The sequence below is a fragment of the Cnuibacter physcomitrellae genome, assembly GCF_014640535.1.
Classification (GTDB): Bacteria; Actinomycetota; Actinomycetes; order Actinomycetales; family Microbacteriaceae; genus Cnuibacter; species Cnuibacter physcomitrellae.
Map to the genome: position 1 here is coordinate 876479 of NZ_BMHD01000001.1, position 13892 is coordinate 890370.

Consider the following 13892-nt stretch of genomic DNA (forward strand, 5'->3'; position numbering starts at 1 on the left):
CGCATGGGGGCCAGGCCAAGATATGCACGGAGATCTGTGCGCGAACACGGACCCGGCTAAGAGCCTTCGCGACCTTGGACCTGCTACGCCTGGCGCTTGAGGCGGGCGGTGTTGCGCGCGCGGGCCTGGGCGTCGAGCTCGACCTTGCGGATGCGCACGGTCTCGGGGGTCACCTCGACGCACTCGTCCTCGCGGGCGAACTCGAGGCACTCCTCGAGGGAGAGCTGGCGGCTCGGAGTCATCGACTCGAACGTGTCGGCCGTGGAGGAGCGCATGTTGGTGAGCTTCTTCTCCTTGGTGATGTTCACGTCCATGTCGTCGGCGCGCGAGTTCTCGCCGATGACCATGCCCTCGTAGACCTCCTCGGTGGGGTTCACGAAGAACGTCATGCGCTCCTGGAGGCCGATGATGGCGAACGGCGTCACGACACCCGCGCGGTCGGCCACGATCGAGCCGTTGTTGCGGGTCACGATCTGCCCGGCCCACTCGTCGTAGCCGTGCGAGATCGCGTTCGCGATGCCGGTGCCGCGCGTGATGGTGAGGAACTCGGTACGGAACCCGATGAGGCCGCGGGAGGGCACGATGAACTCCATGCGCACCCAGCCCGTGCCGTGGTTCGACATGTTCTCCATGCGGCCCTTGCGCGCGGCGAGGAGCTGCGTGATCGCGCCGAGGTGCTCCTCGGGTGCGTCGATCGTGAGGTGCTCGTAGGGCTCGAGGGTCTTGCCGTCGACGACCTTCGTGACCACCTGGGGCTTGCCCACGGTCAGCTCGAACCCCTCCCGGCGCATGTTCTCGACGAGGATGGCCAGCGCCAGCTCACCGCGGCCCTGCACCTCCCACGCGTCGGGCTGGCCGATGTCCTGGACCCGGAGCGACACGTTTCCGACCAGCTCGCGGTCGAGACGGTCCTTCACCATGCGGGCGGTGAGCTTGTGCCCCTTCACCTTGCCGACGAGCGGCGAGGTGTTGGTGCCGATGGTCATCGAGATCGCCGGCTCGTCGACGACGATGGCCGGGAGCGGACGGACGTCCTCCGGGTCGGCGATGGTCTCGCCGATCGTGATCTCCTCGATGCCCGCGATGGCGACGATGTCGCCGGGGCCCGCGGACTCGGTCGGGAAGCGCGTGAGCGCCTTGGTCATGAGCAGCTCGGTGATGCGCTGGTTCTGCACGGATCCGTCGTGCTTGACCCAGGCGACCTGCTGGCCCTTCTTGATGGTGCCGTTGAAGACGCGCAGCAGCGCGAGGCGGCCGAGGAACGGCGACGCGTCGAGGTTGGTGACGTGCGCCTGCAGGGGCGCCTCGTCGTCGTACGTCGGCGCCGGGATGTGCTCGAGGATCGCGCCGAACAGCGGCTCGAGGTCGTCGTTGTCGGGCAGCGACCCGTTCTCGGGCTTGTTCAGGCTCGCGGCGCCGTTGCGGCCGGAGGCGTACACCACCGGGACGTCGAGGATGGCGTCGAGGTCGAGGTCGGGCACGTCGTCGGCCAGGTCGGACGCGAGGCCGAGCAGGAGGTCCTGGGCCTCGCCGACGACCTCGTCGATGCGGGCATCCGGGCGGTCGGTCTTGTTGACCAGCAGGATGACGGGCAGCTTCGCCTCGAGCGCCTTGCGGAGCACGAAGCGGGTCTGCGGGAGCGGACCCTCGGACGCGTCGACGAGCAGCACCACGCCGTCGACCATGGACAGACCGCGCTCGACCTCCCCGCCGAAGTCGGCGTGGCCCGGCGTGTCGATGACGTTGATCGTGATCGGGGTGTCGCCCGCGTGGACGCCGTTGTACGAGATCGCCGTGTTCTTGGCGAGGATCGTGATGCCCTTCTCACGCTCGAGGTCGTTCGAGTCCATCATCCGGTCGTCGGCCTCGAAGTGCGCGTCGAACGAGTTCGTCTGCTTGAGCATCGCGTCGACGAGGGTGGTCTTGCCGTGGTCGACGTGGGCGACGATCGCGACGTTGCGCAGGTCTGCGCGGGTGGCCAGTGCCATGAGTTGAGTTCCTTGGAGTCATGAACCCGCTCAGTGGCACGGCCACCCGCGGACTCGAGATGCGAGAGCGGGCGGCTGCGCCCGCGGGCTAGACGCCGAGGGCGATGTTCGCACCGGGGATGGCGTTCAGCAACTCCCTAGTGTACTGCTCCTTGGGCGAGTCGAAGACCTCGTCGGTGGTCGCCGCCTCCACGATGCGTCCGTGCTGCATCACGGCGACGTTGTCGGCGATCACCCGGACCACCGCCAGGTCGTGCGTGATGAAGAGGTACGTCAGCTCCAGCTCCTCCTGCAGCTCGGCGAGCAGCTGGAGGATCTGAGCCTGCACCAGCACGTCGAGCGCGGAGACCGCCTCGTCGAGCACCACGATCTCGGGCTTGAGCGCGAGCGCGCGGGCGATCGCCACACGCTGACGCTGTCCGCCGGAGAGCTCGCTCGGGTAGCGGGTGATCAGCGTCTGGGGCAGCGCGACCTGGTCGAGCAGCTCCTTCACACGGGCCTTCCGCGACGCGGCGTCGCCCACCTTGTGGGTCTGCAGCGGCTCGGCGATCGTGTTGCCGATGTTGCGGAGCGGATCGAGCGAGCCGTACGGGTCCTGGAAGACGGGCTGCATCTTGCGACGCAGGGCGAGCAGCTGCTTGCCCTTGAGGCCCGAGATGTCCTCGCCGCCGATCTTGATGGAGCCGCTGGTGGGCTCCTCGAGCTTGAGGATCATCTTCGCCACGGTCGACTTCCCCGACCCCGACTCGCCCACGAGCGCCGTCGTCGTGCCGCGCTCGATCGCGAACGAGACCTTGTCGGACGCCGTGAGGTTGGCCGCCGAGCCCTTGACCCCGCGCAGCTTGTACACCTTCGTGAGGTCGGTGACCTCGATGGCGTTCGGACGACGCTCCTTCGGCTGGTGCGCGACGCGCTCCTCCGCAGCAGCGATGAGATCGACGCCCTCGGTCACCTTGGTGCGTGCGTAGTCGAGGTCGCTGATCGTCTTCGCCGACGACTGGATGCGGCGCGAAGCGAGGCTCGGCGCCGCGGCCACCAGACGCTGCGTGTACGGGTGCAGCGGGTTCTGCAGGATCTCGCGGGACGGGCCGGACTCGACGATCTGGCCCTTGTACATGACGACCAGCTGCTCGGCGCGCTCGGCGGCGAGGCCGAGGTCGTGCGTGATGAACAGCAGTGCCGTGCCGATGTCGCGCGTCAGCGTCTCGAGGTGGTCGAGGATCTTCCGCTGCACGGTGACGTCGAGCGCCGAGGTGGGCTCGTCGGCGATGAGCAGCTTCGGACGCGACGACAGGCCGATGCCGATCAGCACGCGCTGGCGCATGCCGCCCGAGAACTGGTGCGGGAACTGCTTCATGCGCTTGTCGGCGTCGGCGAGGCCGGCCTCCTTGAGCACCTGGATCGCGTGCTGCTTCACCTCGCGCTTGCCGGTCGCGATGCCGTTGGCGCGGATCGTCTCCTCGACCTGGAAGCCGATGTTCCACACCGGGTTGAGGTTCGACATCGGGTCCTGCGGGACGAAGCCGATCAGCTTGCCGCGGACGTCCTCCATCTGCTTCTCGTTCAGGGCCGTGAGGTCCTGACCGTCGAAGAAGACCTTGCCGCCGGTGATGGCGCCCGTCCCGGGGAGCAGGTTGATGATCGCGTGCGCGGTCGTGGACTTGCCCGACCCCGACTCCCCCACGATCGCGAGGGTCTGGCCCGCGTTGAGGGTGATGTCGACGCCACGGACGGCGGGGACGACCCCGCCCTGGTTCCTGAAGCCGACCTCGAGACCCTTGATCTCGAGCAGCGGCTTGCCGGTCTGGTCGCTCATCGCTGAGCCCTCGCCTTCGGGTCGAGCGCGTCGCGGACCACCTCGCCGAGCATGATGAAGCTCAGCACGGTGATCGACAGCGCGATGGAGGGGTAGATGAGGGTCTGCGGCGCGGTGCGCAGGTCGGTCTGAGCCGCGCTGATGTCGTTGCCCCACGACATCGTCGAGTTGGGCAGGCCGACTCCGAGGAACGACAGCGTCGCCTCGGCCACGATCGCTGCGGCGAGCGAGATGGTCGTCACCACGATCACCGGGGCGATCGAGTTCGGCAGCACGTGCCGGATCAGGATGCGGAAGCGGGACACGCCGAGGGCCTGGGAGGCCATCACGTAGTCGGAGTTCTTCACCCTGAGGATCTCCGCTCTCAACACCCTCGCTGTGGAGGGCCACGCGAAGATGCCGATCGCCAGGGAGATGACGAACACGTTCCGGTAGGCCGAGAACACGCTCATGATCACCACGGCGGCGAGGATGTAGGGGATCGAGAAGAAGATGTCGCCCGCACGGGAGAGCACCGAGTCGATCCAGCCGCCGTAGTAGCCCGCGAACATGCCGAACAGGATCCCCAGCACGGTGGTGAGGATGATCACGATGATCCCGACGGACAGCGACGTGCTGGTGCCGTGGATGATGCGCGAGTAGATGTCGCAGCCGAGCTTGGTGTACCCGAGGGGGTGGCCGTCGGTAGGCCCGCCGTTGCTGTTCGAGAGGAAGCAGTCGTCGTTAGGCGGCGTCTGCGTGAAGAGCCCGGGGAACAGCGCGACGATGACGACGAGCAGGATGATCGCGGCCGAGATCCAGAACATCACCCGGCGGCGCATGTCGCGCCAGGCGTCGATCCAGAGGTTGCTCGGCTTCTCAGCGACCTTGACGGCGTCGACCGCGACGAGAGGGGTCTCCTCCAGCGGTGCGACGTAGTGATTCGCGGACCGGGTCGGTGTGTTACTTGACATAGCGGATCCTCGGGTCGAGAAGGCCGTAGAGCAGGTCGACGATCAGGTTGACGACCAGGTAGATGAGCACCATCACGGTCACGAAGGACACGACCGTGGGTCCTTCGCCTCGGATGATCGCCTGGTAGAGCGTGCGGCCGACACCGGGCACGTTGAAGATGCCCTCCGTCACCGTGGCGCCCACCAGGAGCACGCCGAAGTCGGTCGCCGCATAGGTGACGACGGGGATCAGCGAGTTGCGCAGGATGTGCACCGGCACGACGCGACGGCGCGACAGACCCTTGCTGTAGGCCGTGCGCACGAAGTCGAGCCCCGAGGTCTCGATGACCGACGACCTCGTCAGTCGCACGATCTGAGCGAAGGAGATGCTCGCCAGCACGAACGCCGGGAGGATGAGGTCCTGGATGGGAGCACCGGTGGACACCGTCGTCCTCGCCCATCCCAGCTGGATCCCGAACACGAACTGCGCGACGAACGCGATCACGAAGATGGGCAGCGAGATGAGGATCAGGCTGACCACGAGGGCGGTCGCGTCGAACAGCTTGCCCTTGCGGAGGCCCGACACGAGGCCGATCAGCACACCGGCGATGAACTCGATCGCGAGGGCGAGGATCGCGAGCTGGATCGTGACCGGGAAGGTCCGAGCCAGGATCTGCGTGACCGGCTCCCCCGAGAAGGAGGTGCCGAAGTCGCCGACGAAGATCCCGCCCAGGTACAGGAAGTACTGCACGATGAACGGCTGGTCGAGGTGGTACTCGGCTCGCAGCTGCGCGAGCAGAGCCGGGTTGGGGGTCTTGTCGCCGAACAGGGCGAGGAGGGGGTCTCCGGGCATCGCGAAGACCATGAAGTAGATGAGGAACGTCGTTCCCAGCAGGACGGGGATCGCCTGCAGAAGACGCCTGAGGATGTAGCCGGCCATCTGCTACGCGGCGCCCTTCTCAGAGGTGGACATGGGGTGGGGGGCCAATCTTGGGTTGGAAGAGCCAGAGTTCAAAGGGACAGGGTACGCCTCGTGAGCGTCCCTGGCACACGCAGGACGGGGGCGGCAGCTGTCGCTGCCGCCCCCGTGCTGGTGATGCTAGTTCTTGGTGATCTCGTAGTAGAGCGGCACCGAGTTCCAGCCGAACTGGACGTTCTGGACGTTCTCGCCGTAACCACCGGTCACGTTCGAGTACCAGAGCGGGATCGCCGGGAGGTCCTTGAGGAGCACCTCCTGGGCCTGCTGGAACTTCTCGTTCGCGGCGGCGAGGTCGGAGTCGGCCGCGCCCTCCTGCAGCAGCTGGTCGAACTCGGGGTTCGAGTAGTCGCCGTCGTTCGAGGAGGCGTTGGTCGCGTACAACGGTCCGAGGAAGTTGTAGAGACCCGGGTAGTCGGCCTGCCATCCGGTGCGGAACGCGGTCTGGATGGAGCGGTCGGTGATCGCGGTGCGAGCCTCGGCGAACGTCGGGTACGGAGCGCCGGAGGCGTCGATCCCGAGGGTGTTCTTGATGCTGTTCGCCACGGCGTCGACCCAGCCCTGGTGGCCGCCGTCCGCGTTGTACGCGATCTGGAAGGTGCCCGACCACGGCGAGATGGCGTCGGCCTGGGCCCACAGCTTCTTCGCCTCGTCCGGGTTGTACTGCAGGACGTCAGCACCCTCGAGCGAGTCGCTCCAGCCGTCGATCACCGGCGAGGTGAAGTCGGAGGCCGGGGTACGGGTGTCCTGGAAGATGACCTGGGTGATCTCGGGACGGTTGATCGCCATCGAGATCGCCGCGCGGCGCAGCTTGCCCTCTTCGTCGTTGCCGAAGTGCGCGAGGCGCTCCGGGATCGTGAACGACTGGAAGATCGCGGCCGGCTGGTTGACCGCGCGGTCACCGAGGTCGGACTGGTAGGTGCCGAAGGCGCTGTCCGGGACGGCGTCGAGGACGTCGAGGTTGCCGCCGAGCAGGTCGGAGTACGCGGCGTCCTGCGTGGCGTAGAAGACGATGCTGAGCCCGCCGTTCTTCGCCTTGCGGCCTCCGTTGTACGACTCGTTCGGGACGAGGTCGATCTTCTCGTTGTGCTGCCAGGCGGTGTCGCTGGCGAGCTTGTAGGGACCGTTGCCGATCGGGTTCTGGCCGTACGCGTCCATGTCCTTGAAGGCGGACTCGGGCAGCGGGTAGAACGCCGAGTAGCCGAGGCGCAGCGGGAAGTCGGAGCGCGCCTCCTTCAGCGTGACCGTGAAGGTCTGGTCGTCGACGACGTTCAGGCCCGTGAGCGGGCTGTCCTCGTCGTAGCTGAAGCCCTCGATGTCCTCGAAGAAGTAGCTGTTCAGCTGGTTGTTCGACAGGAGCGCACCGTACTGCCAGGCGTCGACGAAGGAGTTCGCCGTGACGGGGCTGCCGTCGGAGAACGTCTCGCCGTCCTTGATCTTGATGGTGAAGGTCTTCGAGTCGTCGGTCGTGATGCTGTCGGCCAGATCGTTCTGGGGAGCACCGGTCGCGTCGTAGTACACCAGACCCGCGAAGATCGCGTCGAGGATCTTGCCACCGCCGGTCTCGTTGGTGTTGGTGGGGATCAGCGGGTTCTGAGGCTCGGAGCCGTTCGTGGTGATCACCGCGGACGAGCTGCCCGAGGAACTGTCGGATGAGCCGGTGGCGCATCCGGACAGGGCGAGAGCGCTCGCCGCGGCCAGCGCGATGACGCCGACCCCTATCCGTCGAATCTTCAATTTTCCTCCTGTGCAAGTGGGGGCATGGCGCAGCCCCGATCGGGGGCCGCAACCTAGAGAAGTACCCTAGGTGGGGGGTGCGCACAGATCAAATAGCGCCGGAGAAAGTTACAGAGACGAAACGAATTCCAGCAGAATGTTGTGGACCCTCCACAGCCGATGCGTGGATTCCGCGCCTCACGCAAGAAAAGTGAATCCATGACTCGAGCATCCCGATGGGCCCATCTCCGCAGGCGTCGGCTGTGGACGGAGATCGCCCTCGTGCTCGGGGTCTCGCTCGGCGCATCCGCGGTCTACTCGATCGTCCAGATCGTGCAGCGACTCACCGCCGAGACGCCGCTCTCAGGACAGACCGCCACCATCAACGGCTCCCTCAGCGACCGGCCCGTCTTCGACCTCGTCTATCAGCTCCTGGCGATCGGCTTCGACCTCGTGCCGGTCGCCCTCGCGCTCTACCTGCTGGCGATCTCGGGCGGGAGCCCGTTCCGGAGGCTGGGGTTCGACCTGCGGAGGCCGTGGAGCGATCTCGGTCGCGGCTGGCTCCTGGTCGCGGTGATCGGCGTGCCCGGCATCCTGCTCTACGTCGTCGGACGGCAGTTGGGCTTCACCGTCACCGTGGTGCCCTCGCCGCTCGACACCTATTGGTGGACCGTGCCCGTCCTCATCCTCGCGGCGCTGCGTGCCGCACTCCAGGAGGAGGTCATCGTCGTCGGGTACCTCTTCACGAGGCTGCGACAGCTGGGCTGGGGCGAGTGGCGCATCATCCTCGCGTCGGCGGTGCTGCGCGGAAGCTATCACCTCTACCAGGGCATCGGGCCGTTCTTCGGCAACGTCGTCATGGGAGTGGTCTTCGGATGGTGCTACCGCCGGTGGGGACGGGTCATGCCCCTCGTGGTGGCCCACTGGATCATCGACATCGTGTCGTTCGTGGGGTATCCGCTCGCCCTGCAGCTCTTCCCGGGCCTGTTCGGCTGACGTCTCCGCCGGGACGATCAGGCGGGCTACTCGGCCCGGCCCCGCCTGTTCGACACGACGAGCGCGGCGATGCCGCCGGCCACGACGACGGCGCCGCCGACGAAGCCGCCGATCATGAGCCAGTTCGGCGTCCCGCCCGAGCCCGTCGAGGAGGACGACGGCGCCGCGGCCGGCGTGTCGCTGAACAGCGGGGCGATCGTCGGCGTCGCGGTCGCCTGCGCCGTGACGTTGACGACGATCACCGCCGACGCGGTCCCCTTGTCGGACGAGGTGGAGATCGTGCAGAGGATGCCCGACGTGCCGATCGGGAAGGTCGCGCCCGGGTCGACGGGGGCCCCGACGATCGAGCAGCCGTCGACGGTCATCCCCGCGGGCGGGGACACGGTCCAGGTGACCGCGGCACCGTCGGGTGACGTGGCGGGCACGTCGATCGAGGCCGGGACGATGCCCGCGCCCGAGAAGTCGGCGCCGACCACCCGCGCTCCGCTGAAGTCCGTCCCCGCGAGGTTCGCGCCGGTGAAGACCGCGCCCTGGACGTCGCCGTCCACGAAGGAGGCGCCCGTGAGATCGGCGTTCGTGAAGTCGGCCTCCGCGAGCTTCTCGCCGCTCAGGTCGGCGCCGGCGCACTGCGCCGCCCCCGGGCCGTTGTCGACGGTCCGGGAGATCACGCACGACCCCTCGGAGTAGACGGGGTCGGCGTTCGCCGCCGTCGCGCCGATCAGCACCGGAGCGCCGATCGTCGCGAGAGCGGCGAGGGCGAGCAGGCTTCGTCGAGGCAGGCGCATGGGCTGCACGATATCAAACGGCGGCGGCGACTCCCCGCGCCCGTGCCGCGTCACTCGAACGCGTCGGGCGGCGGACAGGCGCAGAACAGGTTCCGGTCGCCGTACGCCTGATCGATCCGTCGGACCGGCGGCCAGTACTTGCCCCTGACCAGCGTCGGCACCGGATGCACCGCCGTCGTGCGGTCGTACGGCATCGACCAGTCGTCGACCGCGATCGACTCCGCCGTGTGGGGCGCGTGCCGCAGGGGGCTCGACTCGACCGGCCACTCCCCCGACGCGACGCGGACGATCTCGGCGCGGATCGCGAGCATCGCCTCCACGAACCGATCGAGCTCGGCGAGGTCCTCGCTCTCGGTCGGCTCCACCATGAGCGTCCCCGGGACGGGGAAGCTCATCGTCGGCGCGTGGAAGCCGTAGTCGATGAGGCGCTTGGCGACGTCGTCGACGGTCACCCCGGTCCGCTGGGTCAGCTCGCGCAGGTCGAGGATGCACTCGTGAGCGACGAGTCCCGCATCGCCGGTGTAGAGGACCGGGAACGCGTCGCGGAGGCGCGCGGCGAGGTAGTTCGCCGACAGCACGGCGGCCGCCGTCGCACGCTGGAGGCCGTCGGCCCCCATCATCCGGACGTACGCCCAGCTGATGGGCAGGATGCTCGGGCTGCCGTAGGGCGCCGCCGACACCGTCGGACCGCCGTGCACGACCGTGCCCAGCTCGAGCGAGGCGTGCTCGGCGTGCTGAGCGAACGCATGCCCCGGGAGGAATGGAGCCAGGTGAGCCTTCGCGGCGACCGGTCCGACGCCCGGACCTCCCCCGCCGTGGGGGATGCAGAACGTCTTGTGCAGGTTGAGGTGCGAGACGTCTCCGCCGAGGTCCCCGAACCGCGCAAAGCCCAGGAGGGCGTTGAGGTTCGCGCCGTCGATGTACACCTGACCGCCGGCGGCGTGGACGAGACGGCAGATCTCCGCGATGTCGTGCTCGTAGACGCCGTGGGTGGACGGGTAGGTCACCATGAGGGCGGCGAGCGCGTCGGCATGCTCCGCGATCCTGGCCCGCAGGTCGTCGAGGTCGACGTTGCCGAGGTCGTCGCAGGCCACCACGACCACGCGCATGCCCGCGAGCACCGCCGAGGCGGCGTTCGTGCCGTGAGCGCTCGACGGGATCAGACAGACCGTCCGGCCCTCGTCGCCGCGCGACCGGTGGTACTCCCGGATGGCGAGGAGCCCGGAGAGCTCACCCTGACTGCCCGCGTTCGGCTGAAGCGACACGGAGTCGTACCCGGTCACCTCGGCCAGCCAGCGCTCGAGCTGGTCGATCAGCTGCAGGTGGCCCGCGACGTCGCTCTCCGGAGCGAACGGATGGACGCCCGCGAACTCCGGCCATGTGATCGCCTCCATCTCCGTGGCGGCGTTGAGCTTCATCGTGCACGATCCGAGCGGGATCATGCCGCGGTCGAGCGCGTAGTCGGCGTCGGCGAGGCGCTTGAGGTAGCGCATCATGCTCGTCTCGGAGTGGTGGGACGCGAAGACCGGGTGCTCGAGGAACGCCGACGTCCGGGCGAGGGCGGCGGGAAGGCCGAGGCCCTCCGTCTCTCCCGCGGTCGCCGCGGTCGTCGGGTCGCCGGTGAGCACGCGCGCCACCGCCGCGACGTCGGCGGGTTCGGTCGTCTCGTCGAAGGACACCCCGACGGTCGACCCGTCGACCAGTCGGAGCAGGAGACCCGCGTCGTGGGCTCTGACCACGGCGTCCCGCGCATCCGGCACCCGGACGAGCACCGTGTCGAAGAAGGCGTCGTGCACGGTCGAGAGCCCGCCGGCCCGGACCAGCCCGGCGAATGCGCGGGCGTGGGAGGCGACACGAGCCGCGATCGCTCGCAGGCCCTCCGGGCCGTGGTAGACCGCGTACATGCTGGCCATGACGGCGAGGAGCACCTGCGCGGTGCAGATGTTCGATGTCGCCTTCTCGCGACGGATGTGCTGCTCACGGGTCTGCAGGCTGAGCCGATAGGCGGTCCGTCCCGTCGCATCCACGCTCACGCCGACCAGGCGCCCGGGCAGCTGCCGCTCGAGGCCGTCGCGCACGGCGAGGTACCCGGCGTGCGGGCCGCCGAATCCCATGGGCACGCCGAAGCGCTGGGACGTCCCGACGGCGATGTCGGCCCCGAGCTCGCCCGGAGGGGTGAGCAGCGTCATCGCCAGCAGGTCGGCGGCGACGACCGCGAGGCCGCCGCCCGCGTGCACGGCGGCGATCACCACAGAGGGATCGGCCACGCGGCCGGACGCTCCGGGATACTGGACCAGCGCTCCGAAGGCGTCGTGCAGCACCGGGGGCAGCTCGGCGCCGGACAGATCGGCCTCGACCACCTCGATGCCCACCGGCGCGGCCCGCGAGGCCAGGAGCGCGCGCGTCTGCGGCAGCGCATCCGCGTCGACGACGAAGACGTTCGAGCGCGACCTGCTGGCGCGGCGCGCGAGGAGCATGCCCTCGACGGCCGCGGTGCCCTCGTCGAGCATGGAGGCGTTGCCGGTGGCGAGGCCCGTGAGCTCGGAGACCATGGTCTGGAAGTTGATCAGGGCCTCGAGCCGGCCCTGCGAGATCTCGGGCTGGTACGGCGTGTACGCGGTGTACCAGCTGGGGTTCTCGAGCACGCACCGCGTGATCACCGCCGGCGTGACGGTGTCGTAGTAGCCGAGGCCGAGGAACGAGCGGTTCACCCGGTTCAGGGAGGCGAGGGCCCGCAGCTCGGCGAGGGCCTCGCGTTCCGAGGCGGGGACGGGCAGGGCGTCGAGCGACGAGGTCTGCTGGATCCCGGTCGGGATGGCGGCACGGACCAGCGCGTCGACGCTCTCGTAGCCGAGCGTCTCGAGCATGCGCGCCTGAGCTGCCGAGTCCGTTCCGATGTGGCGGGAGACGAAGCCGTCGGTCATGCGGTCAGCGTCCGATCAGGGCGGCGTACTCGGCCGCCGTCAGGAGCGCGGGCTGCTCGGCGAAGCGCACCTTGAGCAGCCAGCCCGCGCCGTAGGGATCGCCGTTCACGGTCTCGGGCGCGGCCTCGGCGTCGGCGTTCTTCTCGAGCACGGTCCCGTCCAGGGGCGAGAAGAGCTCGCCGACGGACTTGGTGGACTCGATCTCGCCGACCACGGCGCCGGAGCTCACGTCAGCTCCCTCGTCCGGGAGGTCGAGGTAGACGATGTCGCCGAGCTGCTGCGCGGCGTAGTCGGTGATCCCGATCGTGGCGGTGTCGCCGTCGATGCGGACCCACTCGTGCTCGGCGGTGTAGCCCAGGTCGTCGGGGAGTGCGTCGGTCATGTCAGTCCTTCTTCCGGCGGTAGAACGGGAGGGAGACGACCGTGACGGGGAGGCGGCTCCCCCTCAGGTCGACGTACAGGGTGGTGTCGGAGGCGGCGGACGCGGGGTCGACGTACGCCATGGCGATGGGGTGGCCGAGGGTCGGCGAGAGCGCGCCGCTCGTGATCTCGCCGATCGGATCCGTCGCGGACTCGTCGGGGAAGACCGCGTATCCCGCCCGGGGTGCTCGGCGCCCCTCCCCGACGAGACCGACCAGGCGGCGCTCATCCGGACCGAGGGGAGAGCGGGCGGCCTCGGCGCCCGGAGCCGTCGAGCTCGCGGCGACGACCCGCGCCAGGGCGGCCTGAGGCGGTCGGATGGAGGTGCCGAGCTCGTGCCCGTAGAGCGGCATGCCCGCCTCGAGGCGGAGCGTGTCGCGAGCGGCGAGGCCTGCGGCGACCAGCCCGAGGGGCTCTCCCGCATCGCGAAGAGCACGCCACAGCGCGGCGGCCTCGCTCGCGGGGATCGAGATCTCGAACCCGTCCTCGCCCGTGTAGCCCGTGCGGGCGAGGAGCACCGGTGTCGCGCCGAACGAGCCGGCGGCGATGCGGTAGTAGCCCAGGGAGCCGAGGTCGTCGACCTCGAGGCCCTGGGTCTCCGCGAGCACCTGCGCGGCTTGGGGCCCCTGGACGGCGATGAGGGCGCGGTCGTCCAGGTCGGTGACGATCACGTCGAGCCCCTCGACGCGCTCTCGGACGGAGCGGACGACGACGTCGTGGTTCGCGGCGTTGGCGATGACGAGCACCTCGTCGTCGGCGAGCCGGTAGACGACGACGTCGTCGAGGACGCCCCCGTCGTCGTCGAGCAGGAGGGAGTACTTCGCCCGGCCGGCCTCGAGGTCCTGGACGCGAGAGACGAGGGCGTGGTCCGCCGCCTCCGCCGCGGCCGGACCGGTCAGGGTGAACTGCGCCATGTGCGACAGGTCGAACAGGCCCGCCGCCTCACGGACGGCCCGGTGCTCGGCGAGGTCGCTGTCGAAGCGGACCGGCATCGACCAGCCGGCGAAGTCGACGAAGGAGGCGCCCGCCGCCTCGTGCTCGGCCTGGAGCGGGGAGGGTCGGGAGGGGGACGATTCGGGGGGCATGAGCTCTCCAGCGTGCGCGGAGCACGACGCCGACGGCGTCGCGCTGGTGGCGAAGAACTCCCCCTCTGTCATCGGGCCTGAGAGCTTCACCGCGTGAGCGGCTTTCACCATCGGCGAGCCCGCATCGGTGCGCGGACTGCTTTCCAGAGCGGCCTGGTCACAGCGGTACGAGGACCTGAGAGATTATCGGGGAGGATTGCTCCTTCGGTGCCGGCTCGAGCCGGCTCTCCCGCTGTGACGTGTGGGCCCGTTGT

Annotated in this window: 10 protein-coding genes and 2 riboswitches; of the genes, 1 reads left to right on the plus strand and 9 read right to left on the minus strand. The window is 69.0% G+C overall.

The window, feature by feature from the left end; all coding sequences use genetic code 11:
* Positions 1-83 precede the first annotated feature (83 nt).
* From typA to IEX69_RS04195, 5 genes are all read right to left on the minus strand, one after another.
* Complete coding sequence (gene typA / locus IEX69_RS04175) at positions 84-1988, minus strand: translational GTPase TypA (RefSeq protein ID WP_085019852.1); 1905 nt, start codon at positions 1986-1988, stop codon at positions 84-86.
* Between the two features lie 88 nt (positions 1989-2076).
* The gene (locus tag IEX69_RS04180; RefSeq protein WP_085019853.1) at positions 2077-3804 is read right to left on the minus strand and encodes a dipeptide ABC transporter ATP-binding protein; all 1728 of its coding nucleotides are present in this window, start codon (positions 3802-3804) and stop codon (positions 2077-2079) included.
* Complete coding sequence (locus IEX69_RS04185; RefSeq protein WP_085019854.1) at positions 3801-4757, minus strand: ABC transporter permease; 957 nt, start codon at positions 4755-4757, stop codon at positions 3801-3803. Before IEX69_RS04185 ends, IEX69_RS04180 begins: the two co-directional genes overlap by 4 nt.
* Positions 4747-5676 carry an ABC transporter permease gene (locus tag IEX69_RS04190; protein WP_085019855.1) on the minus strand — a complete coding sequence of 310 codons (930 nt, stop codon included), beginning with the start codon at positions 5674-5676 and terminating at the stop codon, positions 4747-4749. Before IEX69_RS04190 ends, IEX69_RS04185 begins: the two co-directional genes overlap by 11 nt.
* Before the next feature lie 159 nt (positions 5677-5835).
* Complete coding sequence (locus IEX69_RS04195) at positions 5836-7449, minus strand: peptide ABC transporter substrate-binding protein (RefSeq protein ID WP_085019856.1); 1614 nt, start codon at positions 7447-7449, stop codon at positions 5836-5838.
* A 198-nt stretch (positions 7450-7647) separates the two neighbouring features.
* On the opposite strand from IEX69_RS04195, the gene IEX69_RS04200 reads away from it, so the two are divergent.
* Positions 7648-8424, plus strand: a complete 777-nt coding sequence (locus IEX69_RS04200; protein WP_085019857.1) for a CPBP family intramembrane glutamic endopeptidase — start codon at positions 7648-7650, stop codon at positions 8422-8424.
* A 26-nt stretch (positions 8425-8450) separates the two neighbouring features.
* On the opposite strand, the gene IEX69_RS04205 is transcribed toward IEX69_RS04200, so the two are convergent.
* The 4 genes from IEX69_RS04205 to gcvT are packed head-to-tail and all read right to left on the minus strand — an operon-like array spanning position 8451 to position 13638.
* Positions 8451-9209 (minus strand): pentapeptide repeat-containing protein, encoded by a 759-nt coding sequence (locus IEX69_RS04205; protein WP_085019858.1) that lies wholly within the window; start codon positions 9207-9209, stop codon positions 8451-8453.
* A gap of 50 nt (positions 9210-9259) precedes the next feature.
* Positions 9260-12133, minus strand: a complete 2874-nt coding sequence (gene gcvP / locus IEX69_RS04210; protein ID WP_085019859.1) for an aminomethyl-transferring glycine dehydrogenase — start codon at positions 12131-12133, stop codon at positions 9260-9262.
* A gap of 4 nt (positions 12134-12137) precedes the next feature.
* Positions 12138-12515 (minus strand): glycine cleavage system protein GcvH, encoded by a 378-nt coding sequence (gene gcvH / locus IEX69_RS04215; protein ID WP_085019860.1) that lies wholly within the window; start codon positions 12513-12515, stop codon positions 12138-12140.
* A gap of 1 nt (position 12516) precedes the next feature.
* On the minus strand, positions 12517-13638 hold the full coding sequence (gcvT, locus tag IEX69_RS04220) for a glycine cleavage system aminomethyltransferase GcvT (RefSeq protein ID WP_085021468.1): 1122 nt from the start codon (positions 13636-13638) through the stop codon (positions 12517-12519).
* A 55-nt stretch (positions 13639-13693) separates the two neighbouring features.
* A riboswitch (glycine riboswitch) is annotated at positions 13694-13791 on the minus strand.
* A riboswitch (glycine riboswitch) is annotated at positions 13792-13880 on the minus strand.
* Positions 13881-13892: the final 12 nt, after the last annotated feature.